This window comes from Candidatus Limnocylindrales bacterium (genome assembly GCA_035571835.1).
Classification (GTDB): Bacteria; Desulfobacterota; Binatia; order UBA1149; family CAITLU01; genus DATNBU01.
The window spans coordinates 18,715-44,601 of sequence record DATNBU010000041.1 but is presented as its reverse complement, the minus strand read 5'-3'; the positions used below and the strand labels follow the sequence as shown (position 1 = coordinate 44,601).

At 65.8% G+C, this 25,887-nt stretch carries 22 protein-coding genes; 9 read left to right on the top strand and 13 right to left on the bottom strand.

Annotated features, from left to right (window positions below; translation table 11 throughout):
• Positions 1-60: 60 nt before the first annotated feature.
• Positions 61-477 carry a DUF1801 domain-containing protein gene (locus tag VN634_19500; GenBank protein HXC53082.1) on the bottom strand — a complete coding sequence of 139 codons (417 nt, stop codon included), beginning with the start codon at positions 475-477 and terminating at the stop codon, positions 61-63.
• On the bottom strand, positions 474-920 hold the full coding sequence (locus VN634_19495) for an SRPBCC family protein (GenBank protein ID HXC53081.1): 447 nt from the start codon (positions 918-920) through the stop codon (positions 474-476). Before VN634_19495 ends, VN634_19500 begins: the two co-directional genes overlap by 4 nt.
• Here VN634_19495 and VN634_19490 point away from each other — a divergent pair.
• From VN634_19490 to VN634_19470, 5 genes are all read left to right on the top strand, one after another.
• Positions 919-1,212, top strand: a complete 294-nt coding sequence (locus tag VN634_19490) for a hypothetical protein (protein ID HXC53080.1) — start codon at positions 919-921, stop codon at positions 1,210-1,212. The genes VN634_19495 and VN634_19490 overlap by 2 nt on opposite strands.
• 32 nt (positions 1,213-1,244) lie before the next feature.
• Complete coding sequence (locus tag VN634_19485; protein ID HXC53079.1) at positions 1,245-2,417, top strand: alkaline phosphatase family protein; 1,173 nt, start codon at positions 1,245-1,247, stop codon at positions 2,415-2,417.
• 214 nt (positions 2,418-2,631) lie between these two features.
• Positions 2,632-3,318: a hypothetical protein gene (locus VN634_19480; GenBank protein ID HXC53078.1), complete on the top strand. Its 687-nt coding sequence runs from the start codon at positions 2,632-2,634 to the stop codon at positions 3,316-3,318.
• A gap of 66 nt (positions 3,319-3,384) precedes the next feature.
• The gene (locus VN634_19475) at positions 3,385-4,344 is read left to right on the top strand and encodes a hypothetical protein (protein ID HXC53077.1); all 960 of its coding nucleotides are present in this window, start codon (positions 3,385-3,387) and stop codon (positions 4,342-4,344) included.
• A 143-nt stretch (positions 4,345-4,487) separates the two neighbouring features.
• Complete coding sequence (locus VN634_19470; GenBank protein HXC53076.1) at positions 4,488-5,774, top strand: cytochrome P450; 1,287 nt, start codon at positions 4,488-4,490, stop codon at positions 5,772-5,774.
• Between the two features lie 41 nt (positions 5,775-5,815).
• On the opposite strand, the gene VN634_19465 is transcribed toward VN634_19470, so the two are convergent.
• Positions 5,816-6,142 carry a hypothetical protein gene (locus VN634_19465; GenBank protein ID HXC53075.1) on the bottom strand — a complete coding sequence of 109 codons (327 nt, stop codon included), beginning with the start codon at positions 6,140-6,142 and terminating at the stop codon, positions 5,816-5,818.
• 121 nt (positions 6,143-6,263) lie between these two features.
• On the opposite strand from VN634_19465, the gene VN634_19460 reads away from it, so the two are divergent.
• Positions 6,264-7,007 (top strand): fatty acid desaturase CarF family protein, encoded by a 744-nt coding sequence (locus VN634_19460; GenBank protein HXC53074.1) that lies wholly within the window; start codon positions 6,264-6,266, stop codon positions 7,005-7,007.
• A complete protein-coding gene (locus VN634_19455; GenBank protein ID HXC53073.1) occupies positions 7,008-7,742 on the top strand; it encodes a hypothetical protein in 735 nt (244 codons plus the stop codon).
• Here VN634_19455 and VN634_19450 read toward each other — a convergent pair.
• Genes VN634_19450 through VN634_19440 form a run of 3 tightly spaced genes read right to left on the bottom strand, consistent with a single transcriptional unit; the run spans position 7,715 to position 11,631 of the window.
• Complete coding sequence (locus VN634_19450) at positions 7,715-9,685, bottom strand: creatininase family protein (GenBank protein ID HXC53072.1); 1,971 nt, start codon at positions 9,683-9,685, stop codon at positions 7,715-7,717. The genes VN634_19455 and VN634_19450 overlap by 28 nt on opposite strands.
• A 6-nt stretch (positions 9,686-9,691) precedes the next feature.
• Positions 9,692-10,939, bottom strand: coding sequence for a hypothetical protein (locus VN634_19445; protein HXC53071.1), 1,248 nt, complete (start codon positions 10,937-10,939; stop codon positions 9,692-9,694).
• Positions 10,936-11,631: a cytochrome c gene (locus VN634_19440; GenBank protein HXC53070.1), complete on the bottom strand. Its 696-nt coding sequence runs from the start codon at positions 11,629-11,631 to the stop codon at positions 10,936-10,938. The genes VN634_19445 and VN634_19440 overlap by 4 nt, the downstream gene beginning before the upstream one ends.
• Positions 11,632-11,922: 291 nt before the next feature.
• Between VN634_19440 and VN634_19435 the strand changes: the two genes are divergently transcribed.
• A complete protein-coding gene (locus VN634_19435; GenBank protein ID HXC53069.1) occupies positions 11,923-12,429 on the top strand; it encodes a cytochrome c biogenesis protein CcdC in 507 nt (168 codons plus the stop codon).
• 101 nt (positions 12,430-12,530) lie between these two features.
• Here the strand turns inward: VN634_19435 and VN634_19430 are convergent, their stop codons facing one another.
• From VN634_19430 to VN634_19405, 6 genes are all read right to left on the bottom strand, one after another.
• Complete coding sequence (locus VN634_19430; protein ID HXC53068.1) at positions 12,531-14,150, bottom strand: HTTM domain-containing protein; 1,620 nt, start codon at positions 14,148-14,150, stop codon at positions 12,531-12,533.
• A gap of 50 nt (positions 14,151-14,200) precedes the next feature.
• Positions 14,201-15,307, bottom strand: coding sequence for a hypothetical protein (locus VN634_19425; GenBank protein HXC53067.1), 1,107 nt, complete (start codon positions 15,305-15,307; stop codon positions 14,201-14,203).
• A 40-nt stretch (positions 15,308-15,347) separates the two neighbouring features.
• Positions 15,348-16,442 carry a hypothetical protein gene (locus tag VN634_19420; GenBank protein ID HXC53066.1) on the bottom strand — a complete coding sequence of 365 codons (1,095 nt, stop codon included), beginning with the start codon at positions 16,440-16,442 and terminating at the stop codon, positions 15,348-15,350.
• A 100-nt stretch (positions 16,443-16,542) separates the two neighbouring features.
• On the bottom strand, positions 16,543-17,625 hold the full coding sequence (locus tag VN634_19415; GenBank protein ID HXC53065.1) for a hypothetical protein: 1,083 nt from the start codon (positions 17,623-17,625) through the stop codon (positions 16,543-16,545).
• 102 nt (positions 17,626-17,727) lie between these two features.
• Positions 17,728-19,752, bottom strand: a complete 2,025-nt coding sequence (locus VN634_19410) for a hypothetical protein (GenBank protein HXC53064.1) — start codon at positions 19,750-19,752, stop codon at positions 17,728-17,730.
• 408 nt (positions 19,753-20,160) lie between these two features.
• Entirely contained in the window at positions 20,161-22,635 is a 2,475-nt protein-coding gene (locus VN634_19405) for an OmcA/MtrC family decaheme c-type cytochrome (protein ID HXC53063.1), read from the bottom strand.
• Positions 22,636-22,832: 197 nt separating this feature from the next.
• Here VN634_19405 and VN634_19400 point away from each other — a divergent pair, with 197 nt between their 5' ends.
• Positions 22,833-23,801, top strand: a complete 969-nt coding sequence (locus tag VN634_19400; protein HXC53062.1) for a dockerin type I domain-containing protein — start codon at positions 22,833-22,835, stop codon at positions 23,799-23,801.
• Here the strand turns inward: VN634_19400 and VN634_19395 are convergent.
• The gene (locus tag VN634_19395; GenBank protein HXC53061.1) at positions 23,798-25,777 is read right to left on the bottom strand and encodes a multiheme c-type cytochrome; all 1,980 of its coding nucleotides are present in this window, start codon (positions 25,775-25,777) and stop codon (positions 23,798-23,800) included. The two genes, VN634_19400 and VN634_19395, sit on opposite strands and share 4 nt — an antisense overlap.
• Positions 25,778-25,887: the final 110 nt, after the last annotated feature.

Sequence of the window (25,887 nt, the reverse complement as noted above, 5' to 3'; positions counted from 1 at the left end):
ACTTCGCCTCGTCGCTGCCGACAGGGCTCTCCGCCAGCAATCAAAGGATACAGGGAAGACCTATTCCGCTGCCGGCTTGCCCGCCCGCCGGGCCTTCGGCCGGCTCTTGCGCTCGCGATTGAGAGCCACGGCCGCACGGATCAGGTCCTTCAACGCGGTCTCATCGATCGCGTCGCCTTCGTGAATGTCGATCGCGCGCCGCACGTTGCCGTCGAGGCTCGAGTTGAAAAGACCGCAAGGGTCCTCGAGCGCCGCTCCGTTTGCGAACGTCATCTTGACGACGCTCTTGTACGTCTCTCCCGTGCAGACGATGCCGTCGTGAGACCAGACCGGAGTTCCCCTCCACTTCCATTCTTCCACGATCTGCGGGTCAGCGTCGTGGATGATCCGGCGCACGTCGGCGAGCGTCTTTCCGCGCCAGTCGCCGAGCTCGTTGATCTTGCCGTCGATCGATTGGGAGGCGGATGTTGCGCTCAATCGGGAATCTCCGGCTCGACGAGCCTCTGGAGCTGGTCGAGCGAATCCTGCCAGCCGAGATAGCAGGCCTCTTCCGGAATCACGGCCGGAACTCCTTCCTGCGTGACGCTGAGCTCGGTACCGCACGACACCTGTTTCAGCGTCGCGGTGACCGTCATCTCGCCGGGAAGATTCGGGTCGTCGAAGCGATCCGTGTAGCGAATGCGTCCGCCCGGATCGAGCTCCAGATATGTCCCGCCGAACGAATGGCTGTGTCCGGTCGTGAAGTTCGTGAACGACATGCGGAACGTGCCGCCGACTTTCGGGTCCTGCTCATGCATCCTGGCCGTGAAGCCGTTCGGCGGGAGCCACTTGCACAGCGCGTCGGCATCGAGGAACGCGCGGTAGAGCTTCTCGGGCGTAGTACGGAGAACGCGGTGAAGACGAATGGTGTGTGACGACATGGCGACGCTCCTGCGAGGTTTTGATCCGAGGACGAACCGCAGTGGTTCAATCCGACAGCCGATGCAAAAAAAACCGCGCTGGCCCGCAGATGATGCCGACGCCCCGGCGAACGCCGCGATGACGCATCTCCGCCGCTGCGTCGGCTACGCTGAAAAACGCGCCGTACTGATCACGGAATGCCTCGGCGTGCGCGCGCGGCGTCGGAGCCGGCGAGCGAATGAGCTTTCCGACTCGCCCGCGGGGTTTGGCCCGGCTTACCGCATTGACAACATCGTCAGCCACTTCTCATAGTTGGCTCAGCTGAATTTGCAGCGGTTTTTTAAATGTACCTGTCCCCTTTTTTCATACTGGCGGCGTTGCTGATTCCTGTCGCAGCATTCGCGCAGATGTCGCCGTGGGGCGACTATCATCGTGCAGTGCTCGTCAGCTGGGACGGCGTACGTCGCGACGTGCTTTTCGACCTGCTCGAGCGCAGCGATCCTTTGCAGCCGTGCTGGGACGGCGGCGACGTGTTCCCGGTCGCGACCGGACGCAGTGATGCGCAAGGCAATGCCGTCTACACGTGCCTGCCGGCTCTCGGCGGCGCAGTGCCGTTCGATGCGCCCGAAGGGTCGCCCGCATACGCGCCGTTCCAGATGATCGCGAGTCACACCACCAACGACGGCACGACGATGACAAAGCCGCAGCATACGTCGATGCTGACCGGCCTCAATACCGAGACGCACGGGCTCGTCGGCAACGAGACCAAAGGGCCGATCGCTCCGGGGATCACGATCTACGAGATTCTCATGGACGCCTTCGATCCGCCGAACGAATTCGGAGAGCGCGACGGAACCATCCTGCGCACGCATCAGTCGAGCGACAGGAAATACGTCGGCCGGGCAATCGACAACTGGGCGCGGCGCAGCGGTGCGCTGCAGGTCGCGACCGGACACGGCAACGGCGACGGAATGAACCCCGGGCCGCTTCGTCACGCCGAGAGAAGCTTCGAAAAATGGAAGCAGGACGAACTGGAGATGGGCCTCGGCGAGACCTACTTCTTCATGTTCCTCCATTTCAAAACGACCGACTGGACCGGGCATCGAAGCGGCGCCGACTCGCGCGCGTATCGCCGAGTCATCACCGAAACCGATCGCAAGCTCTACATGCTGATGGAGATGCTCCGGCATTACGGCTGGGGTGACGCAGCGATCCTGGTGACGACCGATCATGGCTTCCATCGCGTACAGCATGCCCGCGGCGCCGGCCGCGTCGTCTTCAATACGTGGCTGGGCGCGCACAACGTCACGCTGCACACCGACCAGGTTCCAGTACGCACCGCCGACGACTACTGCGCGTCCTGCGAGTCGCCCCAGCAATGCCTCGACGAGCCGATGCCGGCCGAAGACGCCGTGCCGAACGTCTACGTCACGTCGATCACGCCGACCCTGCTCGACATGTTCGGCGTCGACTGGCGCACGACGACGCAGATCGAGGGAGTCTCGCTCTATCGATGAATCCGAAGAATTCCGTGGCCGAGGGCGAAATGCCGGATCCCGCATTTCCCGCATCGCCGCGGCAGGCTGCGTTCTTTTCGCCCTGACAGTCCCGAGCTACGCAGCCGAGCCTCCTGCTGCCGCTGCCCGCGCCGCCAGCACTCCAGCGCCATCCGCCAGCACTCCACCGCAATCCGCCGCTGACACCGACCGCGCGCAGCAGCTCGACGCCTACATGCTCGCCGCGTCGGCGTTCCTCGGCGTCGATCAGCTCGATGCGTTGTCGAAGATCACCGACAAGGACCGGCGCTACCTCGCGATGACCTACTATCTGCGTGCGCGAAGCCCGATCGCCGAGCGCTGGAGCTGGACGAACGAAGAGATCAAAGCCTACGAACGATCGACGGAGTACACGCAGGCGCTGGCCGAAATCGAAAAAATTACCACCCGCTTCTCGACCGACAATCCGGGATATCTTCTGCGCGCGAATACACGCTCTCGCAGCATCGAAGAACAGCTGTTGCTCTGGCAGACGGAGAGCTCCGTGGGGAGCGCAGCCGCCGAGCTGCGGGCGCACGCACTGGCAACGCTGGCCGACAGATCGTACGCAGCAGAGCCGGACGAGGCTTCCGTCAGGCGCTTCCGCGATTTCCTGAACGGCTGGCGGCCGTCGCGCCGGACCACCGTGATGGCGCCGGGCCTGTCGCTGCACGGACGAGGGCGCGCATACGACTTTCAGATCCTCGACAAGGCCGGACGCACCATCGCCGATACCAGATCTTCGACCGTCGCCGCAGTCTGGCAAGATCAGGGCTGGTCAGAAAAGCTGTCACAGGCGGTCCATGCGGCCAGCAGCAGGTTTACCGGTCCTCTCGAGAACCCGAACGAACCCTGGCACTACGAATATCAGCCCGATCCGTAACAAAGCCGCGTAACGTCTTCGTAGACCTGTGGAGTCGGCGCCGTGCGGAACGTAAGCAAGGCCAGCTTGCCCGCGCTTCCATATCCTCGCTGCGTTCTCTGGCTGATCGACGTCGAACCGGACGCGCGAAAGCCGGTGTGCGGCGTACGTGGTGGGTGGGAAGGCACGCGCGAGGCGTTACCGCTCATCGAGGCAGCGCGGCGAGAGCTCGAGAAGCGGACCGCGACGCCGGTCGTCATCAACTGGTTCTTCCGATTCGATCCGCAGATCGAACAGACGTGGGGTCGCGCCGATCACGCGCTCGCGGTCGCGCCCGATCTGCTCGGCACGATCGCGTCGCACGGCGACTACGCCGGGATTCATCCGCATCTGTGGCGATGGCATCCGCACGCGCGCGACTGGTTCAACGACTTCAGCGACGCATGGATGGAGCACTGCCTCGACACGGCGGTCGCGACCTTCGCGTCGGTCTTCGATCGTCGGCCCGAAGCATCCCGCTTCGGCGATCGCTGGCTCAACGATACGGCGATGCGTGCGCTCGCGGCGCGGGGAATCCGCTACGATCTCAGTCTGGAGCCGGGACGGCCGGCGGAGCCTCCGCTGCGCGACCGCCTCGCGAGCGGGATGTTGCCGGACACGCGCAACGCACCGCGGGTTCCATTTCAGCGCGATGGCGCGGCCGGTCCATGGATCGTGCCGCTCACGACGTCCGCTCCTCGATGGCAGCCGGTGTGGTACAGGCCACTAATCGCCAGGGCGAGCGTCAATCCGAACCTCGGATCGTGGCCGGCGCTGGTCGCGCCGCACCTCGAGCACGAGCTCGCGCGCCGGAGCGAGGAACCGCTCGTCATCGTGCTGCGCACCGGCGACTTCTGCTCACGCCGGCGGCAGGCGTGGTTCCGGCGCAATCTCGCCCGAATGCTGGCGCACCCCGGCCTCGACCGCTGCGTGTTCACGACGCCGCCGGTTGCGATCCGCCGCTGGATCGAATTGCGCGACGCGGCGTCTCGCCGCTGTGCGCCGTAGCGAGCGCTCGAGCGGCGCCGCGACCGGCACCCCGACTGTTTCACACTGGACCCGAGCCGTCCTTTAGGCTACGCGGACAGTTGACCGTACAGGACCAATGCCCCGCACACTTGTCGTCGCCGTGCGTCATCGAGGAGCCACCGATGGGACTTGCTGAAATTTTCGAGAGCCATGCCAGCGCAGTGAACCAGGCCAGGCAACAGGTCGAGGAGAAACCGCTCGCTACGCTGAACCCGGCCGACCGCGACCTCTTCCTTACCGATACGGTGCTGCCGTACTTCGAGCGCCTGCGACGCGAGGCGCCCATTCACTACTGCCCGGACAGCGAGTTCGGACCGTACTGGTCGATCACGCGATTCGATGACATCAAGGCAATCGAGCTCGACTGGGAACATTTCTCGTCCGAGCCGAATATCGTGCTGTTCGACGGCATCGAGGGTCGCAGCGACGAGATGATGGACCTCAGCAGTTTCATCAACATGGATCCGCCGCGACACACGGTGCAGCGCAAGGCCGTGCGACCGAGCGTTTCGCCGAACCAGGTCCGGCAGATGGAGGACCTCATCCGCCAGCGTGCGGGTGCAGTGCTCGATTCGCTTCCAATCGGCAGGGAGTTCGACTGGGTCGACCGGGTTTCCATCGAGCTGACGACGCAGATGCTGGCCACGCTGTTTCGGTTCCCGTTCGAAGACCGCCGCAAGCTGACACGCTGGTCGGATGTGACGACCGCGGTTCCGGGCGACGGCATCATCGATTCGTGGGAGCAGCGCGAGGCCGAGCTTACCGAGTGCCTGAACACATTCCTCGCGATCTGGGACGACCGGGCCGCCGCCGCACCGGACTTCGACCTGCTCTCGATGCTCGCGCATGCGCCGGCAACGGCCGACATGAATACGCGTCCGTACGAGCTCCTCGGCAACATCGTGCTTCTGATCGTCGGCGGCAACGACACGACACGCAACTCGATGACCGGCGGAGTGCTCGCGCTCAACGAATACCCCGCGGAGTACGACAAGCTGCGCACAAACCTCGATCTGATCCCGAACATGGTCGACGAGATCATCCGCTGGCAGACGCCGCTCGCGTACATGCGACGAACCGTAACGCGCGACGTGGAGTATGGCGGCGCCAGATTCCGGCAGGGAGAGAAGGTCGTGCTGTGGTACCTGTCGGCCAACCGCGACGAAGCGGTGTTCCCCGACGGCAACAGTTTCCAGATCGACCGTGCGAATGCCCGCGAGCAGCTCTCGTTCGGCACCGGCATCCATTTCTGTCTCGGCGCGCATCTCGGCCGCCTTCAGCTGCGGGTGCTGTGGGAGGAAATCATGAAGCGCTTCTCGCGCGTCGAAGTGACCGGCGAGCCCGTGCGGGTGAGGTCGAACTTCGTCCGCGGCTACTCGCACCTGCCGGTGCGACTGCACGCGGCGTGAGCCAGCGCGCCCGAAGGGCGCCTGCGTGTCGCTGGCAGGAGCTAGCGCGCCCGGCGGGCGCGAATCGCCGCAAAATCGACGACCTTGTCGCGGACGTCGTCGGAAGCACGCAGCTCCGCGGGAAGCTCGCCGTCGGTTGCGGACTCGTAAGGCCGCGCCGTGCGCGAAGTCACCGGGCGCGCCTGATGACGAAGGATCACTTCGGCTTCCTGGACCGTCACGGGCCGGCCAAACAGTGCGCCGCCGAACTCGCCGGCCGTGTTCGCCCACTGGCTGAACTCGTGTGCGCTCGGTGAATGCCCGAGTGCGAGCGTGCAGCGGCGCACGACAAAGCCGATGGCGATCTTGGTAAGGCCCCTGCCCGACATGCGTCGAGTCTGCGGGCGTGCCGCGCGCGATTCAAGTGCTGTCCGGAATTTTGATCTTCGCACGGAGCGTCGGCGCAGCGCTCGCGATCCCGCACGGCTTTCCATACTTTGACAGCGCGCAATGGCTTCCGATCGACCACTGCCGATCCGCCTGCTCGAGGTAGCTTCGGTCGCCGCATTCGTGGCCGTTGCAGGCGCGCTCGCGACGCGGCTCTGGTCCGTGCCGTGGGAGACGCCGCAGCTGCTCCTGATGTGCGCGGGAGCCCTTCTCGGATATCTCGCAGCCGACGTCGTCTCCGGCATCGTCCACTGGTTCTGCGACACATTTTTTCGCGACGATACGCCGCTGATCGGCCGCGCGTTCATCCATCCGTTTCGCGAGCACCACGTCGATCCGCGTGCGATCACGCGCCACGGCTTCTTCGAGGTCAACGGAAACAACTGCCTCGCGCTCGTGCCGTTCGTGGCCGCCGTCCTCGTTTTCGGCGAGCCGGCCGACGGCGAAGAAGTTCCGGCGCTCGTCGGTCAGAGCCTCGCGTTCGCCTTCGCGCTCGCGACCTTCGCGACCAACCAGATCCACAAGTGGGCGCATCAGGAACGGCCCGCCGCAGCGGTGCGCTGCCTGCAGCGGACAAGGCTGATTCTGTCGCCGGCGCATCATGACCGGCACCATTCGACGCACCGCCAGGCGTTCAGCATTACTGCCGGCCTGCTCGACCCGGTGCTCGATCGCCTTGGCATCTTCGAACGGATCGAGCATGCCGTCGGTCATGTTCCGGTCGACGATGCCGGGCGCGATGCACGTTGCGGCGGCGTGAGGACGTCACCACGCCGTTTGCCGGACGATCGGGCCGCGGAAGGCTGAATGTCGGCAAGCCCCTTCCACGATTTCTACAAATCCGATCTGCAGTCCGTCTACGCGCTGTGCGTCGTTCCGCTCGTGTTCCTCGCGTGGCTGCTGCTGTCGCGTCGCGCGCGCGCGTCCGCGCGAAGCGACAAGGCGTGGCGGCGTTTCCTCTACGCGTACAGCGTAGCCTTCGCGCTGGAGACGATTCTCGATCCGATCGCCACGGGCCCGCTGACGCAGTGGCTCGGCGCCGGCGACTCGCCGCTCGGCACCGCGATTCTGCTGACCTTCGTGCTGCTCGGCGACTTCCGCGTTTACCTGCTGATCTTTTTCATGGCGCACCTCGCGCGGCCCGAACGGACGCCGGGGCGTGCGCTCGCCGAGTCGGCAGCGTGGACATTCGTGGTGCCGGTCTTCGCGTACGCGGTCGATACGGCGCTGCACCATGCAAGAGCGGATCTTCCGGGCGAGACGATATGGCTCGTGTACGAGCTATCGTTTCTCGGCGTCGCGATGTGGCTTTGTGGGAAAGGCATTCCGCGCCGCTTCCATCGCCGCGACCGCGTGCTGCGGCGGCGAATCCAGGCAGTGGCGGGCTATGCCGCGGTCTACTACGCGCTGTGGGCGACGGCGGACGTGCTCATCATGGTCTTCGCGCTCGACGCCGGCTGGGCGCTGCGGGTGATTCCCAACCAGCTCTACTACTCGCTGTATCTGCCGTTCGTCTACTTCCAGCTGACGTCGCGGCGATAGATCTCGAGAAGGCTTTCGACCCACGCTTCCAGATACGCCTCGGCGCGCGAGCCCGACGCGCCGCTCGGATCTCCGACGGTTCCGCTTGGCGAATTGGCGCGAAGGTCCGGATAAAAGACACCGTCGAGGTCTCGGGCTCCGGCAGCAAGCCCGGGCGCGATTCGAGAAGCCCGCACGGCCTGCGGCGCGATCGCCATGACGATCGACGTCTCGAATTCGCCGGCGTGATGCCCGGACGCATCCGGTCCGACGGCGTGGCGGGCGCTCTCGGCGTGGAACAGCTCCATCGACGCGCCGAGCCCCGCCGCCGCGAGGATTTCCAGACCGCCCGCAGCGGCGCGCATTCGTGGAAGCGCGTTCGCGAGCGCGTCGCGGTTGCCGCCGTGCGCCGAGAATACGAACAACCGCGCGAACCCGTGGCGCGCCACGCATGCCGCCAGATCGCAAAGCACGCTCGCAAGCGTGTCGTCGCCAAGACTGAGCGTGCCCGGGAAGCCGAGATGCTCGGACGCACAGCCGAGAGCGAGCACCGGAAGCTCGATCGTCTCGGGCAGACGCGATGCGAGGCGATGGGCGAGCTCGCCCGCGATCCACGCATCGGTCGCGAACGGAAGATGCGGACCGTGCTGCTCGATCGATCCGAGCGGCAGGATCGCCGTACGACCGCCGGCCGCGAGGAAGCTGTCGAGCTCGGGCCACGTGAGCTCTTCCAGTCGACTGTTGCGGCGGGCCGTCCGTCCGGTCGCAGCGCCGTTCGCCGTTGAGGCCGGCTCCGTCGATGCATCGGGCGCGATGCGATCCGCCGAGATGCCGTACAGCGGATCGTCCGCTGCCCTGCCCGGCCAGTCGCACGGATCGATCCTCCGTTCGCAGATGTAGCGCAGAAGGAGCTCGTTCATCAGCGCTTCGTGCTCGAAGATCGCGAGCGGACCCGGGAGCTCCGCGCGAAGGCGGATCAAGCGGTGACGATCCGGGTCGAGCATCGTCGACACGCGCGCGAGCAGCTCGTTCTCGCTGCCGGCATCCGCGCGCGCGAGGGCGATCAGCGTGGCGCGGCCGGCGAACATCTGCTGGTACGGTCCGTGAGCCACATCGAGCACGTCCCATACCGGTGGCGCGGGACGCAGGGTTCCTTCGAGGAACTTGAGGCGAAGATTCTCGAGCCGCTCACCGTGCGTGCCGCTGGCAAGCAGGATGAGGGTACCCTCGAGCTCGCAGGCGGCAAGATCACCGGCGTGCTCATGGAGCTTGTCGCTCGCTGCAGCCACGGCGCGGCAGATCTCGTCTGCCGCAACCGCGCGCCACGGCAGGCTCGAACCGGATCGTCCTGCAGCAGCCGCGGCGAAGTGCAGCGCCACGGCGTATCCGAGCATCGGCCCGACGATGCGAAGCAGCGTGCCGTATTCATTGGCGCCAGGATACGTCAGCAGATGTACGCCGGCAGCGATGGCATCGTCGAGTGCGCGGCGACGCGCATCGCCGTCGCCGCCCGGTGGAGCCTCGGCGCCGTCGACGTCGCTTCCCGAAGCTGTCGCCAGCCACACGGCATGCCAGCGCTGCGCGTGTTCGAGCGCGAGCCGCGCGTTCGGCGAAAGACCTTGCGAGAACACGACCAGAGTCTGATCCGCCGCCGCACGCGAAGGCGCCTCCAGAAATGCGCTGAGCGGTGCGAAGCGCGCCGCAACGCCGAGCTCGCGGAGCACGCTCGCCAGAAAGCGGGCATGCGCGCCCGAGCTTCCGGCGCCGGTCGTGACGACGCCTCCGCGAGCGATCGAGCGCACAATCTTTTCTTCATCGACCGGCGACGTGAGCGCGATGCGCAGAAGCTCCGGGATGGCTGCGTTGCGGGCCTGGAGAAGTTTGAATCCCGCGGTCCAGTCTCCGCGCGATGAGTCAGCCGGCGGCTTCTGCCCGGAAATCGGTGTCTGTCCCCGATTGTTCATCGGAGGTCAGGTCAGGCGTGCGCGGGCCGAATAAGGCTCATGATCCGCGCTGCCGTTCGCCTGCCGCGCCACGAACGGTTCGCCCCGGTTGATGCCCGATTGCACGAGCGCAGCGATGTCGGCCGGATCCGGCTCGCCGTCGAACACGATCGGACAGATCTGCCCGCCGCGCACGTGATGAGAAAGAAGCCGTGCACAAGGCGCGGCGTCGCCGGGCATTTCCCTGAGGTCGGCGTCGAAGCCGTCGGGCGACACGAACGTCGCAACGCCCGCGCCGTGGCGAACCATCTGGCGCACCGACGCATGCCAGAGCCGCTTGCTCGTGCCGCCGTTCGCGAGAGGAAATCGTTCGAGCAGCGACTCGCGCTGGATGCGGACCAGCGGACTGGTCGAATCGGCGTCTCCGTACGTGAGCACCACGCGCTCCGCGCCGATGGCCTGGTCGAAGTACACGTGAAGGCGGAACCACACGGGCTCGACGGCATGGTCACGATCGACCGGCCGTACGGGCAGAAAGTACGACGCGACCAGGATGAAGCGCGGATCCTGCGGCAGCGGATGCGGCTCGAACGCCGTGACGGGCTCGGGAAGCACGGCCCGCGCCTGTCCGACCGGATCCTCGAGCTGATGGCCGGATCGCGACTTCGAGCCGATGTAATGCTGGTTGTACGGCGACGCCGGACGCGCGAGCACCTCCGAGCCGCCGATCTCGACTCCGGCTTCGGCCTCGAGCGCAGACAGCTTGTCGGAGTTGTTGGTCAGGATCGTAAGCGGCGCACGCACGCCGAGCAGGCGGCACAGCGCGCCGACTTCTTCATAACGGCGGAGGTCGTGGTCGAGACCCATGCGCGCGTACGCTTCGAACGTGGTCATGCGGTGGCCGCTGGCCTGCACGATCATGCGGTCGCGCGCCTTGGCCACGAGGCCGGCGCCGCGCCCTTCCTGAAGCAGATAGAAGACCACACCGCGTCCGGCCGCAGCGATCTGCGCGAGCGCGGCATCGAGCTGCTCGACGCAGTCGCAGTCGCAGCCTCCGAAGGTCTCGCTGGTAACGCACGAAGAGTGAACACGCGCGAGCAGCGGCGCGGACGAGCGACAGTCGCCGCGAGTGATCGCGAACGCGACGGCGCCGCTCGCGAGATTGCGTGCGACGTGCGCGACGAACTCGCCGTGCTGCGTGCCCAGCGGGCGCGCTCCGAGATAAAGGAGCCGGCCTGCGACGGCGTTGCGCCCTGGAATCCGATCGCTCCTCACTGCGGCTTCCCGGGGTCGTGCTTGCTCAGGCTCATCTGGCGGAAGTACGCGACCAGCGCGTCGAGCTGCGCGGCGCTGAGCTGTTCATGCGCGGGCATGCTCGTGTAACGAAAGCTCAGCGGGTTGCGGATGTACTCTTTGATCTGCGCTTCGGGGCGGTACTCGACGATGCTGCGCGGAACGTTGAGGTCGGGACCGACCTTTCCGCCTTCGCCGTTGATCGAGTGGCAGGCAATGCACTCGCTCTTGAAGATGTCGTAGCCGGCCCTCGCCGGTGAGCCGGCTGCCGCTCCGCTCGGCACGATGTGCGGGTAGGTTTTCTCGAGAGACGTCAGCTCGATCTCGACCAGCTGGTAAGGCCACGGATAGCGCTGCGTATCGCGCTGCGGCTCGCCGGACCACACGACGTAGAATGGCGCGGGATCGACCTGGCGGCGGTCGATCGGATCCCACGCCGGTTTCTCGAGCGTTCCGCGATCGGCATCGGTAAACGTCAGCCAGCCTCCGTCTTCGGTCAGCAGCGTACCCGGGCTCGGCTTTGCGTAGCCGTCACTGGCGCGAAAGACGACGTCGAAGCCCGCGAGATCGCTGCCGGTGATTGCGAATCCCTGCCGAAGGACGTCCAGCATCGGACACGCAAGATAATTCTTGACGCGACCATAGTGAGGATCCTCGATCGAGATCTTTCTCACGCCGCAAAGCTTCGCCAGCTCTGCGCGCTCGATCGAACGGGACTTGCCGTCGCGCAGAAAGCTGAGAGCGGAGGTTGTCTGACTGAAGCCGTCGCGAGGCAGCAGGATTGCGGCCGCGACGGCGAGCGCCAGGAGGCGTAACGCATGGCTCCGGCGCGGCATAGGCATCGAGCTTAGCCCGATCCGGGCAGTAAGCAATGAGCCTCGAGCGCATCGTGTCGGCGCATGAACAGAGCGATCCGGTACCCGTTCGGTTGCAGCCGCTCGCTTTCGGCCGCATAGCCATTGCTGATGCATCCCGAGCTGCTGATCGGAACCGTTGCCGCCGTCGTGGGCGCGGCGGTCATCCTCGCATGGCGTGTCCAGGAAACGCGCAGCCCGGTCACCGAGCGCAAGATCATCATCCCGCCGCTCGGCATGAGCACCGGGCTTGCGATGTTCCTGGTGCCGCAGCTTCGCATCCCCTTCACGTGGGCACTGTGCGCGCTGGTTTCGGGAGCGGTCTTTCTCGCGTATCCGCTGATCAGGACGACCGAGCTGACGCGTACCGGCGACCTCGTGATGCTGAGCCGCGGCCGCGCGTTCCTGTGGATCCTGCTCGGCCTCGTCGTCATCCGGCTGAGCGCGCGCGCCTACATCGGGACGTTCATCAATCCGATGCAGACGGCGTCGGTCTTCTTCCTGCTCGCATACGGAATGATCCTGCGCTGGCGCGCCGCGATGTGGGTGCAGTATCGCAAGCTGATCTCGCAGCCGGTGGACGCTTCGAGCGGGTCTGCCGGGCCGGTCGCGTCGTAGCTCGTCCTTCGCGCAGCTCGTCGTTCCACCCGTTTACCCGTGCACGCTGCGTTCGCTGTTTACCCGTGCACGCTGCGTTCGCTCGCAGCGCGACACCTTGCTCAGACGGGCTTGCGTGCTTTCGACGGCCCGCGCCCGTTCGCCGGCCCGTCGTACCAGACCTCGATCTTCGCCGGCGTCGAACCCGCAACTGCGGTCGAGTCGCCGGCAGCGGCGGATGGCTGAACGAACATCACCTGCAGCGACTCGAGCTTGTTTCCCGGATGCCGCCGCTCCCAGTCACGCGTGACGACTGCCGGCAGCAGCTCTCTTGCGGCCTGCGTGCCCGACGTGCGCAGATACGTGAAGTAGACCAGCCAGCGCGTGCCCGGATAGAACGCGAGCGGTTCCTGCGGTGCGAATTGCGATCCCGGATCACCGCGCGCAGCGCCATCATCGAGCACGCTCACCTTCTGCCCGTCGGTCAGCGTGCCGGAGATTTCCGGCCAGCCGCGAATCTCCGGTCCGACGCGCTCGAACATGTCCCATCGCTGATAGAGCGCGGCGACGCGACCGATCCAGCCGAATCCGCCCATCCTTCGTTCGACCGCGTAGTCGCGGAACGACAACGGGATGCCGGTGCGGCCCTGGCTCCACCACTCGCGCATCCAGCCGAGGTTCTGCTGCGCCGCATACTCTTCGACGCCAAGGCCGACGACGTTCCACGCGATGCCGTAGACGAACAGCAGAGCGACGACGGCCTGCACGAGCGCCGAGTCCCACCGTGACGTCCGCGACGCAGCCTGTTTCCCTGCCGCGTCGCCGGCATCGCCGCAGCCGAGCCCAACGCGGTCCCAGACGTCTGCCGGGACGAACGGAACGAGCGCGACGACGACGACCGGCTGGAACAGTCCCGTGCGCAGCGCCGAGCCCATCGCTGCGTGGAACGCGACGAGCAGCGGAAGCGCAATCCTGCGCGCCGCCGTCGTCTTCCACGGCATCAGAAGCAGCACCGGCGCGAAGATCTCGATCCACGGCACGGCGGAGCCGAGCATCGATACGAGCCCCGGAAAACCGGCGAGCACGCGGCCGAGCGGCGTCACGTACGTCTCGGCGGACAGCGCATACGCGAGCGCATCGCCCGAGTGCCACGACGGATTCGACTTGAGCAGCCCCGCAAACACGTACATCACGCACGGCTGCAGCAGCAGCGCTGCCGTCGCCGCCGACAAAAATCGGGGACAGACACCGATTTCCCGGGTGCGGGTCGTCCCGCTGTTCGCGACGGCAGCTCGACGACGATCGAGCGACCACGCCGCACCGAGCGGGACGAATATCGACCAGAACAGCATCAGACGCAGCAGCTGGTCGGCGCCGTAGAGCACCATCGGGTTGCGCACCTGGAGCGAAACGACGAGCGCCCACGTCACGACCGACGCCGCGCGCGTCCGGTACCCCGCGATCAGCGCGCACGCCGCCGCAGCCGTCAGAAGAAACAGTGCGGACTGCCCGGCGACGCTTCCGGTCCAGAAGTGAATCGACCACTGCCATCCGCTGACCTGCAACAGGCGCGCATAGGCTTCCCGCGACAGGACGCCGGAGTCCGTGTAGTGCTGCTCGATTGCGGAGAAGCGCGTCCACAGGTCGGCAAGCACGAGCGTGCCGATCCCGATGCGGAATGCCGCGAGCGATCGGCTATCGATTGCGAACAAACGGTCGAGGACCGCGGACCGCCGCTTCACGGGACTGGGCGTCAGACGTCGCGACGCCTCACCGACCACGGGACCCGGCGTCAGACCTCGCGGCGCCGCACCGACCACACGAATCCATCGTACCAGTAGTGCATCAGCGAGATCACGAGCGCGAGCGACGCGGTCCAGCGCATCACCGTGTAGTCGCGACCGTACGCCTGGAGAAAAGTTCCGAGCGACAGCGTGATCACGAGGAACGCGACGAGCAGGACCGGCGTGCCGAACGAGACGCGCTGCAGGCGGCTCACGCGGCCGAGGTTCTTGCGCTCGGCCCACCAGACCAGCGCGAAATACTGCACGCTGTGGAAAAGGTTCATCACGAACACCGCCTTCCACGACGTGAGGAATCCCCAGGAAACCACCGAGACGACGCCCGTCGTCGCCAGCAGCACGACCTTCTGCGGGCAGAGCCTGTAGCCCTGCTGCATGAACCTGCGGTACGAATAAACGTAGTACGCGAGGAAGACCGGTCCGGCCACGAGGAACACGCCGGCGAGCGCACCCTCGATCGAACGATGCGCATCGAGCCACGCCGCCGGCGCATGCCAGCCGACGCGTTCGAAGATCCGCAGCGACTGCAGGTGCGGCAGAAGGCTCCAACCGGCAAGGAACGGCGCGAGGTTGAAGAGCTGCTGCAGCCAGTAGTCCAGCGTGCGGCCCGTCTCCGGCGAGTTGCCCCAGCGCACGTCGTACATGCGGCCGAGCCCGAAGCTCTGCATGCCGAGGTGGTAGACGGCCCAGAACGGAGCCAGCACCAGTGCACCGGCCATCACCCAGTTCGAAGTCATGAGCCCGGCAAAAAGGAGGACCGGCACGACCACGAATGCGAAGCGGTGACGCACGAAGATCGCGCGATTGCCGTGGCTTCGAAAGAACACCGCGACCGCGTGCGCCTGCGAAAGGACCAGCATCACGAAGATCGCCGGCCCGGCCGGCTCGCGGAACACAGCGGGAATCCCCTTCGCCGGCGGCAGCACCGCGACCACGGCAACGATCGCGAGCGCGATCACCGGTGCCAGCAGGAAGAAGACGCTGTCGTAGAGTCCCGAAGCGATGAAGCCGCGCCCGGCGGCAACCGCGCTCCGCCACGACGCGCTCGAAGCCGCGGCTTCGCTTCGCGACAGCACGGCAGCCTTCGAGATATCCACTCCCGTCACCAGGAAGCCCGAGTCGGCGAGCTACGGCCGCCTAGTTGTGTTCGGTCGACTTCGTGGTTGCCATGCTGAATCCACGAATGCACTCGTCGGCCGCGCGCTTCGGATCGGTGATCTTGAACGCCATTCCGTCGTTGACGAGGGTCTGCGCCCTCGTTGCCAGGATGTAGGTGGCCGGCAGATCGTCGATCGCCTCCTGCGCGAGATCGCAGAGCTCATCGAGCCGATCCTCGTAGAAGATGCTCGGACGCGTGACGGTCTTGCGATCCATCGCGACTTCGAGCTGGGTCTTCAGGCCGAGATCGATCTTGCCTTCGATGCTGGCCGCGCGCGCGATCGCCTGCTGCACCTTGGCCTGGACTTCCACGTCGTGCGTGGCGATCTGCTCGCCGAGCTCGAGATCGTGAAGCTCGAGCTGGTGGCTCAGGTACTCCGCGCGAACAGCGGAGGCTTCGGATTCCGCAAAATGCACCTGTTCGTCGCAGAAGATCAGGTTGTCGATGAAGATTTCGCCGACCGACAGGGCAGCGTCGGCCACGCTGAGAACGATGGCTGAGACGACGCAGGCCGACGCGGCGTTGCCGCCGATGCCGATCGCGATGACGATGATGTTGCAGCCGGCCATCGCCGCCCGCTGCGCACCGTCGGCGGCCGTCAGCGCTTCCCTCAGCGTGAAAACGGTAGCCTTGAGCCCGACCTTGACTGCCGCGGTGCTGACCGTCCCGACCGCGTTGACGCAGGTCGAATCCTGCGGCGGATAGACCGCCGCGGGGAAGGTCGACAGATCGTAGTCGGACAGGATCGCACGCTGGCTTGCGCCCTGGGGCTCGACGGAGATGAACTCGAGCGCGTCCGCACGCTCTTTCGCCACCTGGTACGCTTTCAGCTTGGAAGAGATCTGGAAGAAGCCGGCATCCCCGAGAAGCTGGAGCTCGGAATCGGACATTCCCGCCACCAGCTGCTCGATCTGCGCGGCTTCGCCGGAATATCCGAGGTCGCGGATGGTATCGGCCAGCTCCAGTGTCTCGTCGCGGTCGGACGCAACAGCCGCTTGCGGCAGCGCTACGGCCAATACGGCAAGCGTGAGAAGAAACATCCCTGTCGTTCGTCGCAGGACTTTACGGATCATTGGATTCCTCGTGGGATTCCTCTTGGGATTCCTCTGCGGAACATCACCGGTATTCGAACCCATCGTTCGCGGAGACATCATCTGCATCATGTCGTTCACGCTACTGCAGCGTCGACGAGCCGGCGGTGGCTCGTACGAAGGCCGCGACACACGTGTCCGCTGCCAGCTTGGGGTCCGTCAGTTTGAGAGAAAGTCCTTCGTTGATCAGCCCCTGGCACTGGTCGGCGACCAGGTAGACGTCGGGAAGATCGTCGACGGCTTCCTGCGCATAGCCGCACAGCTCGTCGAGCCGGTCCTCGTAGAACACACTCGGACGTGAGCGTCCGCCGCGGCGGTCCATCGCAATCTCGAGCTGGCTCTTCATGAGAAGATCGAGCTTGCCCTCGATGCGTGCGAGGCGCGCGAGCAGGTCGTCGAGCAAGGCCTGCTCCTCGTCGTCGTGCGTGGTGACCTGAAGCTTCTCGTCCGTATCGTGCGTGGTCAGCTGATTGTGAATGAACTCGAGGTCGTGGAAGGTCGCGCGGATCTTCGCGTAGTCGACTTCGTCGTCGCAGAAATCGATCAGCTCGAGAGCTTTCGCCGTGACATCGAAGGCCACGTGCACGACCGTCTCCGCAATGCCGAGGCCGATGCACACGGCTGTCTGCGGGTTGCTGCCGACGCCGATTGCAACGACGAGCTGGTGACAGACCGGATTGGTGTCGTCGTAGAGCGCCTTGGCGATCTTGTAGGCGGCCTGCGCACCGACCAGCGTCGACCGGATCGCGACGATGGTTCCGATCGAGGTCTGGTCCGGCGAGTTCGGACAGCTAGTCGAGTCGGGCGTGTAGTCGGTGAACAGCGGGAAATCGTCGTTGTGGTTTCTGACGACCGGCGACGGGGGCTCGGCCGGCAGCCGGAACCCGATGTCGCGCGCCGCTTCGATTGCTTCGCGTTGCTGGTTCATCAGGCCCGTCAGCTCGCGGATGCCGGAATTCGCGAACGTCTCGAGCTCGGCCTCCGACATCGAATCCACGACCTGCGTCAGTTGCCACGCACGCTCGGTATCGCCCGTGGCGACGATCGCGTTGATCAGGGCCCTGGCATCATCGACCGGCGCTGCGGCCGCAGGCCCGGCAACGGCCATGGCCATGACGACCATGCCGACCGTCCATCGCTGAAGAATCGTTCTCGTCTTGCGCATCGCAGAGTTCCTCATTGAAGAATTGCCGGCAGAGTTTCCGGTGAAGTTCCCCATCCGATTCGTCGCCGCACTCGCGGCTGCTTCCATCGCGCGCCGCATCGGTCAGTTCGCCCTTGCCTGGAAGCGAGTGGGAAGCTGCCGCTTGAACGGCGCGCTGTAGGTTGCCTCGAAGCAGAGCCCGCTGGTGTTCTGGAGCTGCACGACGAGCGGCGATGCAATTCCGGTCAGGTCGCCGATGCCTCCGAACCCGCCGTTGGACGGGAACGGAAACAGTCCGCCTTCTGCCTTGAGCCCGATGTACGCCCTGCCATCCGGACCCGCGACGAGATCGACGCTTTTGACACCGTCCGGCTCGATCGACTGGTCGGAATCGAGATAGTTGAAGCCCTGCGACGGGCGCCCGGTCCAGCACGGTCCCGGTTCCTTGACGCCGCATTCGCCGCCGGCAGGCGCGGTGGCCTGCGCGAGCAGACCGACCGCATCGTACAGACACAGCGTGTAGCTGGTTCCGGCCGGCGCATCGGTGAGCGGATCGCCGAAGTCAGCTTCGGTAGTCGCCGCTCCCTTTTTCCAGCGCCACTGGAACTTGAGTCCGCTGATTTTCTCTTCGTCGCGAATGTCGACTCGCGACTTGCCCGGCACCGTCGACTGGCGGCATCCGGACAGCGGGAAGTACGGGCAGCCGAGCCCGGGCTCGGCCTCACACGTCGACGAGCATCCGTCGACGTCGTCGACGTTGCCGTCGTCGCACTCCTCGGTGCAGGTCAGCTGCAGCACGCCGTCGCCGCAATGCTGGGGATCGACGACGCAGACGCCGCCGATGCATTGGTCGTTGACGGTGCAGACATCGGCGTCGTCGCAGGTCGTGCCGTCGGGCTCGAAGTTGTCGGCCGGGCAATCCCTGGTGGTGCCGGTGCAGAAGTCGGCAACGTCGCACTGGCCGACATCGGCGCGGCAAAGCGTGCTCGCGGGCAGGTTGACGTCGGCCGGGCACACGACGCTTGCGCCGTCGCAGGTTTCCGCGGCGTCGCAGCCTCCCGCAGGTGCACGGCACACGGTGCCGTTGCTGCTGAGGGCAGTTGCAGGACACGCATCGGCGATGCCGTCGCATACCTCGGCCGGATCACAGCCGCCGCCCGAAGCCCGGCAGATCGCCGTGCTCTTCGAATCGGTCGGACAAACGCCGTTACTGCCCGTGCAGAGCTCCGCCGGATCGCAGACACCGGCGGACGATCGGCACACGGTAGTGGACGCCAGGACCGTGTCGGCCGGACAGAGGAGCGAAGCGTTGCCGGGACAGTTCTCCTGGACGTCGCACGAGCCGGCGGACGGACGGCAGACGAACGACGAATTCTGGAACGAATCGGCGGGACAGCTCGCGCTGGTTCCGTTGCACCGTTCGGTCGCGTTGCAGGGGTCATCGGCGCCGGCGATGCGGGTCGCGAACTTGAGCTGCGTCTGGTCGGTCTGGACGATGATCGAGTCCGCACCGCGAGTCTCGGCAAGCAGAAGGACCTTGTACGTGGTGGCGCAGTCGACGTTGGCCGAGCAATCCGAGTTCGACAGACAGGAGTTGTTGCCCGGCGCATCGGCCTGGCAGTTGCTCCCGGCATTGAACAGGTTGGCCGATACCCTCTGGTAAAGCGGTGCGCTGTTCTTCAGCGCATTGATGTCGTCGACGAACGTCTGCAGCGAGCTCGACGGCACCGCGGTAACTGTCCGCAGCAGGCCGCCGGTTCCGATTTTGAACTGGAAGCTCGACGACGCGCCGACCGAGACCGTTCCGGTGGTGTCCGGATCACTCGGCCCGCGTGTGGATTCGACCTGCGATGCGACCGATCCCGGAGACTCGCGACAGATCGTGCTGCTCGGCTTGACGCTGTTGGCCGGGCACGCCGTGCTGTTGCCTGCGCAGTATTCTTCGACGTCGCAGGCGCCGGTCGCAGCGCGACACAGCGTCTCCGACCCTCGAAACTGGCAGCCGATGCAGCAGAAGGTGCCGCCGGGTACGTCGCACTGCTCACCGTTGAGCGGTTCGAGTATGCCGTCTCCGCAGGTAGCCGCAGCCTGCAGCGGATACCAGAGCGTGGCGGCAAATAGCACGCAGAGCGTCAGTCTCGAGCGCATCGGAACCTCCCTAGGTGAAGCGACAGGCGGGATCTGCGAACCAATGAGTCCGCAGATACGCACCGTTCCCCTCCCCCGCCGTGCGCTTGAGGAGGACGGGTACAGCCGTGGCGCCGGTAGAACAAGCGCTTCACGCCCGCCGGGCGATCCTGCGCACCGGAATTTTTTGAAACTGGGAACGGAATGGTTGGTCGAAACGCTTCGCAATGCGAGGCGCTGACGCGTTGCGACCTCAGCAAACTCGGGGAGATGTCTCTATTGTCGCGAAATCGGCAATGCTTTTTTGATGCGCGACCGTCGCGCAAAGCAGAAAGTTGCAGGTGAAGCGCTTTCGACGGTGAAAGACGCGGCGGATCGACGCAGGGAACCTCGCAGCCGCTTCATGGCTGCGAGGTTCCCTGCGTTCGTTCAGTTGCCCAGAGCAGCGAGGCGCGTCTTGCCGATCACGCCGCCGTTCTGTTCCATGTGGGCCGCTGCCGGCACGCTGTCATGGCACATCGAACACGGACCGGCCGTCGGGCTCAGGATCTCGTCGGTATCGTTCGGCACGCTGTCACGAGCCGCGAGGATGCTCGCCCTCGTCGCATTCGGGCCGCTCGTGGTCACGTTCGTGCTCACCAGTACTCCGTCCGGCAGGTCGACGCCGTACGTCCCCGGCAAATGACAGGTTTCGCAGTTGCTGAGGATGCCCGGGAACGTCACTTCGCTCCAGTTGAAGTACGACGCGCCGTTTCGATTGCGGACGAAGTCGTAATCGAAGTTGCGCATTCCGGACGAGTGCAGCCCGTGCACGAGGTTCTTCAGCTGCATCGATGTCTCCGGCCAGCTGAGCGGATCGTTCGGGTCGTGGCCGGCCGCTGCGAGCGCATCCTTCTGTTCCTGCGTCACGTCGGCCGGGTTCACGGTGCGACCGCTGCTGCTCAGGTTCGGGTCGTGGCACGTGACGCACACCTGGACGTTGTTGACGCGATTGCCGCCGTGCAGCTCGAGGCTCTCGTGGCAGTTGAGGCACTTGGCCACTTCGACCACCTGACGTCGCACCGGATCGCCGGTGACCGGCTGGACGACCGACGGCGTGTGGCGCGCGAGATCGTCCGTCGTGCTGGCGGGATTGCCCATCAGCTGCGTGAAGTAGCCCTGCAGCGCGACCGCGCGCATCGTCGCGCCGGACGGGAACGGAGCGGCGTCGAGCACCGCGGTGTAGCTCTCGGGAGTACCGGTCAGCTTGCCGGACAGGCTTGCGAGCGTGACGGTCGCCGGCTGTCCTGCGCTGCGGCCGAGGTTGTTGTAATCGACCGGCACTTCGACGCCGTCCTGCGGCAGCGCATAGGCGACGAGGAAGCCCGGACCGCCGCTGAATCCGGCAGGCGGGATGGTGCTGAGATCGACAGGCTCGCCGTCGGCGTTGATGTGGAAGCGTACGACCGCCTGCCTGCTGTCGTTCACGGTCACTTCTTCGAGCACGTACTCGAAGCTCACCGCGCCTTCCGGAACGTCGGGGTTATGCGGCGTAGAAATGTCGGTGACGTGCACTTCCTTGATGGCGTCCTCGGAGTGACAGTCGACGCACGCCGCATTGGTCTGCGGACCGCCGTCGTGATTCTCGCCGGTTACGAAATCGACATCGGCGTGGCACGAGCCGCATGCCGTCTGCGACGGCCGCGTGTACCAGTTGGAGCCGTCGGTGCCGGCGTGGCACGTGGCACAGTTGCGCACGTCCTGCGGGTACGTGACCTCGGAGAAATCCGCGAGCCCTTCGATGTTCTGGGCCGCGTGGATCTTGTGCACCATCGGCGCGAACTCCGCGCTGCCGCCGACCAGCGACGTCGTGTGGCACGTCGCGCAGGCCTCGGTCGTGTAGCGGCTGCCGCCGTGGAAGCTCGCATCGCCAAGAGTGCTGCCGAGGCGGCCGTGGCAGCTGTTGCACGCGGTCGTCGTCACGATGTCGCGGCTGGTGTCGAACACGAACGGACCCGGCAGCTGCTCGGGCACGAAGTCGTACGTCACGTTCTTCGACTGCGCTACGATTGCGCCCGACACAGTCATCAGCAGCCGGTGCCGCAGCGACGGGATGTAGAGGGTGTAGAGATTGGTTGCGAGCAGGTACGTGTAGGTGCCGTCGCCGTGGTCGGTCAGGTTGGCGGGCGTCCGGTCGCCGGTCGTGTAGCTGACCCAGCTGTCCGGATCACCGCTCAGGTCTTCGGCCGGCTCGAGCTCGCTCAGCGCGAAACGCAGGTACGCGAAACGCGTGGCCTGCGTCGGCGAAGGCGCGCCGAGGTCCGGGATCGGATCGCCATCGGGATCGGTCACGGTGAAGTTGACGGTCAGCCTGGCGGTGTGGGCCACGTCGTCCACGACGATCGCGACACTGTCGATGCTGGCGTTGATATCCGGAATCGTCTGCAGGCCGGGGTGATACGACGCGACGTCGATGACCCGCCCATCGCCGTGGCAGACCGGGCACGCCTCGTTCATCACGCCGGCCACCGGCAGCGTGGTGGTCGTCGTGGTGGTCGTGGTCGTCGTTACTTCGATGGTCGTGGTCGTCGTCGTGGTGATGGTCGTGGTCGTCGTGTCACCGCATGGACAATTCATGTCGACCTCGAGGTCGACGGCGGCCCGCAGGCACATCAATGCGTCAATCGACGTGATCGAATTACTGCCGTTGACATCGCACACGCAGGAAGTCTCGCAGATCTGGGAACCGACGGCGGTCGACAGGATATGAAGGCAGTCGCTCGTCACGGGGCCGTCGCCGCCGCTGACAGGCTGGGAACAGTCATCCTTCGCCGCAAAAGCCTGCGGCACCGCAATCCATGCGAGCAGAAAGACAAAAACTGCTGAGAAAACCGCTCCCGGACTCCGCTCTGCGACAGCTTTCATGACAGGCCCTCCTTTCACGGCCTTCGAAGGGCCGTATCTGCCAACTCCTTTCCTGCAAGAAGCATGTCGTCCGAGAGCAGCCGGTCGGCAACGTGGAATGGACCGTGCATACGCAAGGTCGGCGGCCCGGGATCGGGCTCCCGCAGGCGATGTCTGATGCAGATGCGACGGCGAACAGGAAGCAAGGGAGAGCGGAAATGAAAACGAATTTAGAGAACTGCCTTCGTGTCGGCGCGGCCGTAGTGGTCGCTCATCTGGCGTTCGCGACGTGGGTTCCGTCCGCCCATGCCTATGCGACGTGGTCGGGCTGCGCCGGCTGCCACGGCGAGTTCAACTCCGGCACGTACGTCTCCGATTCGGACGGAACGAGCTGGGGCACGAATCTCATGACCGGCCACAGCGCGTTCATGGGCAGCGGTACGTGCAACGTCTGCCACCAGCCGCCGGCGGGAACTCCGCGAAGCCCGGTCTACATCGGCCTTTCGGCCGGCATATCCGGATACAGCCCGGTCTCGTGCCTCGGCTGTCACGGGCGCGCGGCCGATGCGACCGGCGAGTGCGTCACCGGCAACAGCACGACGATCGATCCGGCCAACTGCGGAATGGGCGCCGGCCTGCGGCTGCATCATGCGAACGCCGGCATCAGCGACTGCGCCGACTGCCACAGCGACGGCGCGCCGGCCGGCGAAGACGAAAAGCCTCCGTATTACTTCACGCCCGACTCCGCGCATGCGAGCAAGCCCGTCGATCCGTGCAACGCAGCCGCATCACCCGGCAACGAGAACAGGTTCGGTCTGTTCGGTCTCGACAACGACGGCGACGGTGTCTACGACCAGGACGACGCCGACTGCGCAGTGGCTGTCGCATGCGGCGACGGCATCACGTCTGCGGGAGAGACCTGCGACGACGGCGATACGACCTGGGCTCCGGGCGAATACTGCGACGCAGGATGCGATGCGCTCGCGTGCGGAGATCCGAACGATTCCGGCACGGTGACCGCAACCGACGCGCTGTTCGCGCTGCAGTCCGCGGTCTCGGCCAAAGTCTGTGACGTGACGGTGTGCGACGTCAACGCCAACGGCTCGGTTGCAGCATCCGATGCGCTTGCGATCCTGAAGAAAGCCGTCGGCGGTGCGCTGACGCTGTCGTGCCCTGCGCCGGCCTAGTTGCCGGCGCTGGTCGCGGCGCTGCTCGTATCGCGCGTCGTATCAACGGATCGTTCCGGCACCGCAGGCGCCCGCCCGTGGTGCTGGAGATCGATCTTGCGGGTCACGTTGAAGCGGAAGTCGGGATCGTTCGCGTCGTCGTGACACCCGCCGCAGATCTGCAGGATCACGCACGAGTCGCACTTGTCGCCGAGCGTTACGATGCCGGCAAGCTGCTTGCCGCCGCTCTTCACGTGCTCGGCCCCCGCGCCGTGGCAGGACTCGCAACCGACGCGTGCGAGATCCTCGTGCGCACGCACCGGCTCGCCGTCGGGAAAACCGCCGGGGCGCCCGTAGGCCGTCACGTGACAGCGAAGACACTCGGCCTTCGATTCCTTGCGCTCCTTTCGGAGGCTTTCGACCGAGCGCGCGTGGGCCGTCGTCGACCACAGGAAGTATTCATGCTCGTGGCAGGTCTTGCACGCCGATGAGCCGACGACGGCCGACCCCGTCGGCAGCAGGTCACGCGGACGGTTTCGTCCGGCGATCAGCTTCTCTCGCTCCGCGTCGCTGAGCGCGGCGATGGCCGCGTGCGAGACTTTCGGCAGGAACTTCTCGTACTCGAAGCCGAGCGAATGCTGCGGGTCGTGACAGCCTTTGCAGGCGGACCGATAGTCGACCGCCGCCGCCCCGCCGGCGGTTTTCGATCGCGCGTCCAGATGTCCGCCGCCCTTGCCGTGGCACGTCTCGCATCCGACGTTCTCGAGGTTCTGCTGGCGCGCGGCTTCGGAGTACCCGCCGGCCTGGCCGAAGCCGACGACGTGGCAGCCGACGCATTTCGGATCGTGATCTGCTCCGCGCGTCACGAGCGTGTCGAATGCGACCGAGTGTTCGGTGTACTTCCACGCGGCCGCTTCCATCGTATGGCAGATGGCGCACGTGTCGTTGCCGCTGAATCCGTGCGAGTCGAGCAGCATCGGCACTTCGGCGCCGGCCAGGCGCGCAAGGCGCATCCGCATCAGTCTTGCGTCGGGCTCCTCGCTCCATCCTTTGCTCCGGAACGCGATACGCCCCGTCGCATCGATCAGGACGATGTCGGGAACTCCCGCGAACGAACCGTAGGCCGAGGCAATCCTGCGGTCCGCATCGAGCAGCACCGGAAAGAAGTCGAGCTTCTCTTCCGCAAGCGTGGATTCGACCGAGTACGCGCGGCTGTCCATCGATACTCCGACCAGCACCGGACGATTCTTCTCGGGCATGCGCGCAAGCTCGCCCTTGAAGAAACGCAGCGCATCGCGGCAGTGCGGACAGGTCGGCATGAAAAACACCAGCGCCACCGGCTTGCCCGACAGATCGGATAGCCGGAAGCGGTCGCCTCCGCTCAGACGCTCGGCATCGAACGGCGGCGCTTTCGGCCGCGGATCGAGCGCGCCGCCGGTTACGGTGTCAGCGCGAGGAAGCCGCAGGAACTCGCGGACGTGATCTTCAACGGCAACCGCCGGGATCTCCTGCTCGTGCTCGAAGCCGAGCATCGCCATGCCGACGCGACCTTCGGCGTCGACGCCAAGCAGGACCACCGGAGCCTGCAGCCCGAGGCCGCCCGCGATCGTCGCGTCCGAGTCGTCGAAGATCGGGAAGTCGAGCTTGAGCTTCGCGGCGAATGCGCGCGCGTCCGCGGGATCGAGCCCCATCGCAACGCCGGCGATCTCGAAGTTGTTGCGGCTTCGCTCGGGCGCAAGGTTCGCAAGCGCCTGCGCATACGCCGCCGACTGCGCGATGCCGGGATTGAAGCACAGCAGCAGCAGCCGCTTGCCGGAGAACGATGCGGTCGACAGCGTCTTGCCGTCGAGCGTACGCCCCTGGAAACCCGGAAGGCGCTGCGCCTCGGTATGCTGCGGATCTTTTGCAGAAGTTGCGCTCGTGGAAGCCGTTGCGCTTCTGGAAGCGGCTGCGGCTGCAGCTTTCCCCGGCAGGCCCGTGATCAGGATGAGGTTCATCGCGGCTGCGATGCATGCAGCGCGCATGGGCAACGTGGACAACGCGGACGGGGCGGACAACGCCGTCCCGCGCCGTCTTCTTCCCGCGTTCCCGATGCTGCTCACGATCG

Coding starts and splice junctions, on each gene's coding strand:
- VN634_19490 (HXC53080.1), top strand. CDS start 919: ATGGCGACGCTCCTGCGAGGTTTTGATCCGAGGACGAACCGCAGTGGT.
- VN634_19495 (HXC53081.1), bottom strand. CDS start 920: ATGTCGTCACACACCATTCGTCTTCACCGCGTTCTCCGTACTACGCCC.
- VN634_19485 (HXC53079.1), top strand. CDS start 1,245: ATGTACCTGTCCCCTTTTTTCATACTGGCGGCGTTGCTGATTCCTGTC.
- VN634_19480 (HXC53078.1), top strand. CDS start 2,632: ATGCTCGCCGCGTCGGCGTTCCTCGGCGTCGATCAGCTCGATGCGTTG.
- VN634_19470 (HXC53076.1), top strand. CDS start 4,488: ATGGGACTTGCTGAAATTTTCGAGAGCCATGCCAGCGCAGTGAACCAG.
- VN634_19465 (HXC53075.1), bottom strand. CDS start 6,142: ATGTCGGGCAGGGGCCTTACCAAGATCGCCATCGGCTTTGTCGTGCGC.
- VN634_19460 (HXC53074.1), top strand. CDS start 6,264: ATGGCTTCCGATCGACCACTGCCGATCCGCCTGCTCGAGGTAGCTTCG.
- VN634_19455 (HXC53073.1), top strand. CDS start 7,008: ATGTCGGCAAGCCCCTTCCACGATTTCTACAAATCCGATCTGCAGTCC.
- VN634_19450 (HXC53072.1), bottom strand. CDS start 9,685: ATGAACAATCGGGGACAGACACCGATTTCCGGGCAGAAGCCGCCGGCT.
- VN634_19435 (HXC53069.1), top strand. CDS start 11,923: ATGCATCCCGAGCTGCTGATCGGAACCGTTGCCGCCGTCGTGGGCGCG.
- VN634_19420 (HXC53066.1), bottom strand. CDS start 16,442: ATGATCCGTAAAGTCCTGCGACGAACGACAGGGATGTTTCTTCTCACG.
- VN634_19415 (HXC53065.1), bottom strand. CDS start 17,625: ATGCGCAAGACGAGAACGATTCTTCAGCGATGGACGGTCGGCATGGTC.
- VN634_19410 (HXC53064.1), bottom strand. CDS start 19,752: ATGCGCTCGAGACTGACGCTCTGCGTGCTATTTGCCGCCACGCTCTGG.
- VN634_19405 (HXC53063.1), bottom strand. CDS start 22,635: ATGAAAGCTGTCGCAGAGCGGAGTCCGGGAGCGGTTTTCTCAGCAGTT.
- VN634_19400 (HXC53062.1), top strand. CDS start 22,833: ATGAAAACGAATTTAGAGAACTGCCTTCGTGTCGGCGCGGCCGTAGTG.
- VN634_19395 (HXC53061.1), bottom strand. CDS start 25,777: ATGAACCTCATCCTGATCACGGGCCTGCCGGGGAAAGCTGCAGCCGCA.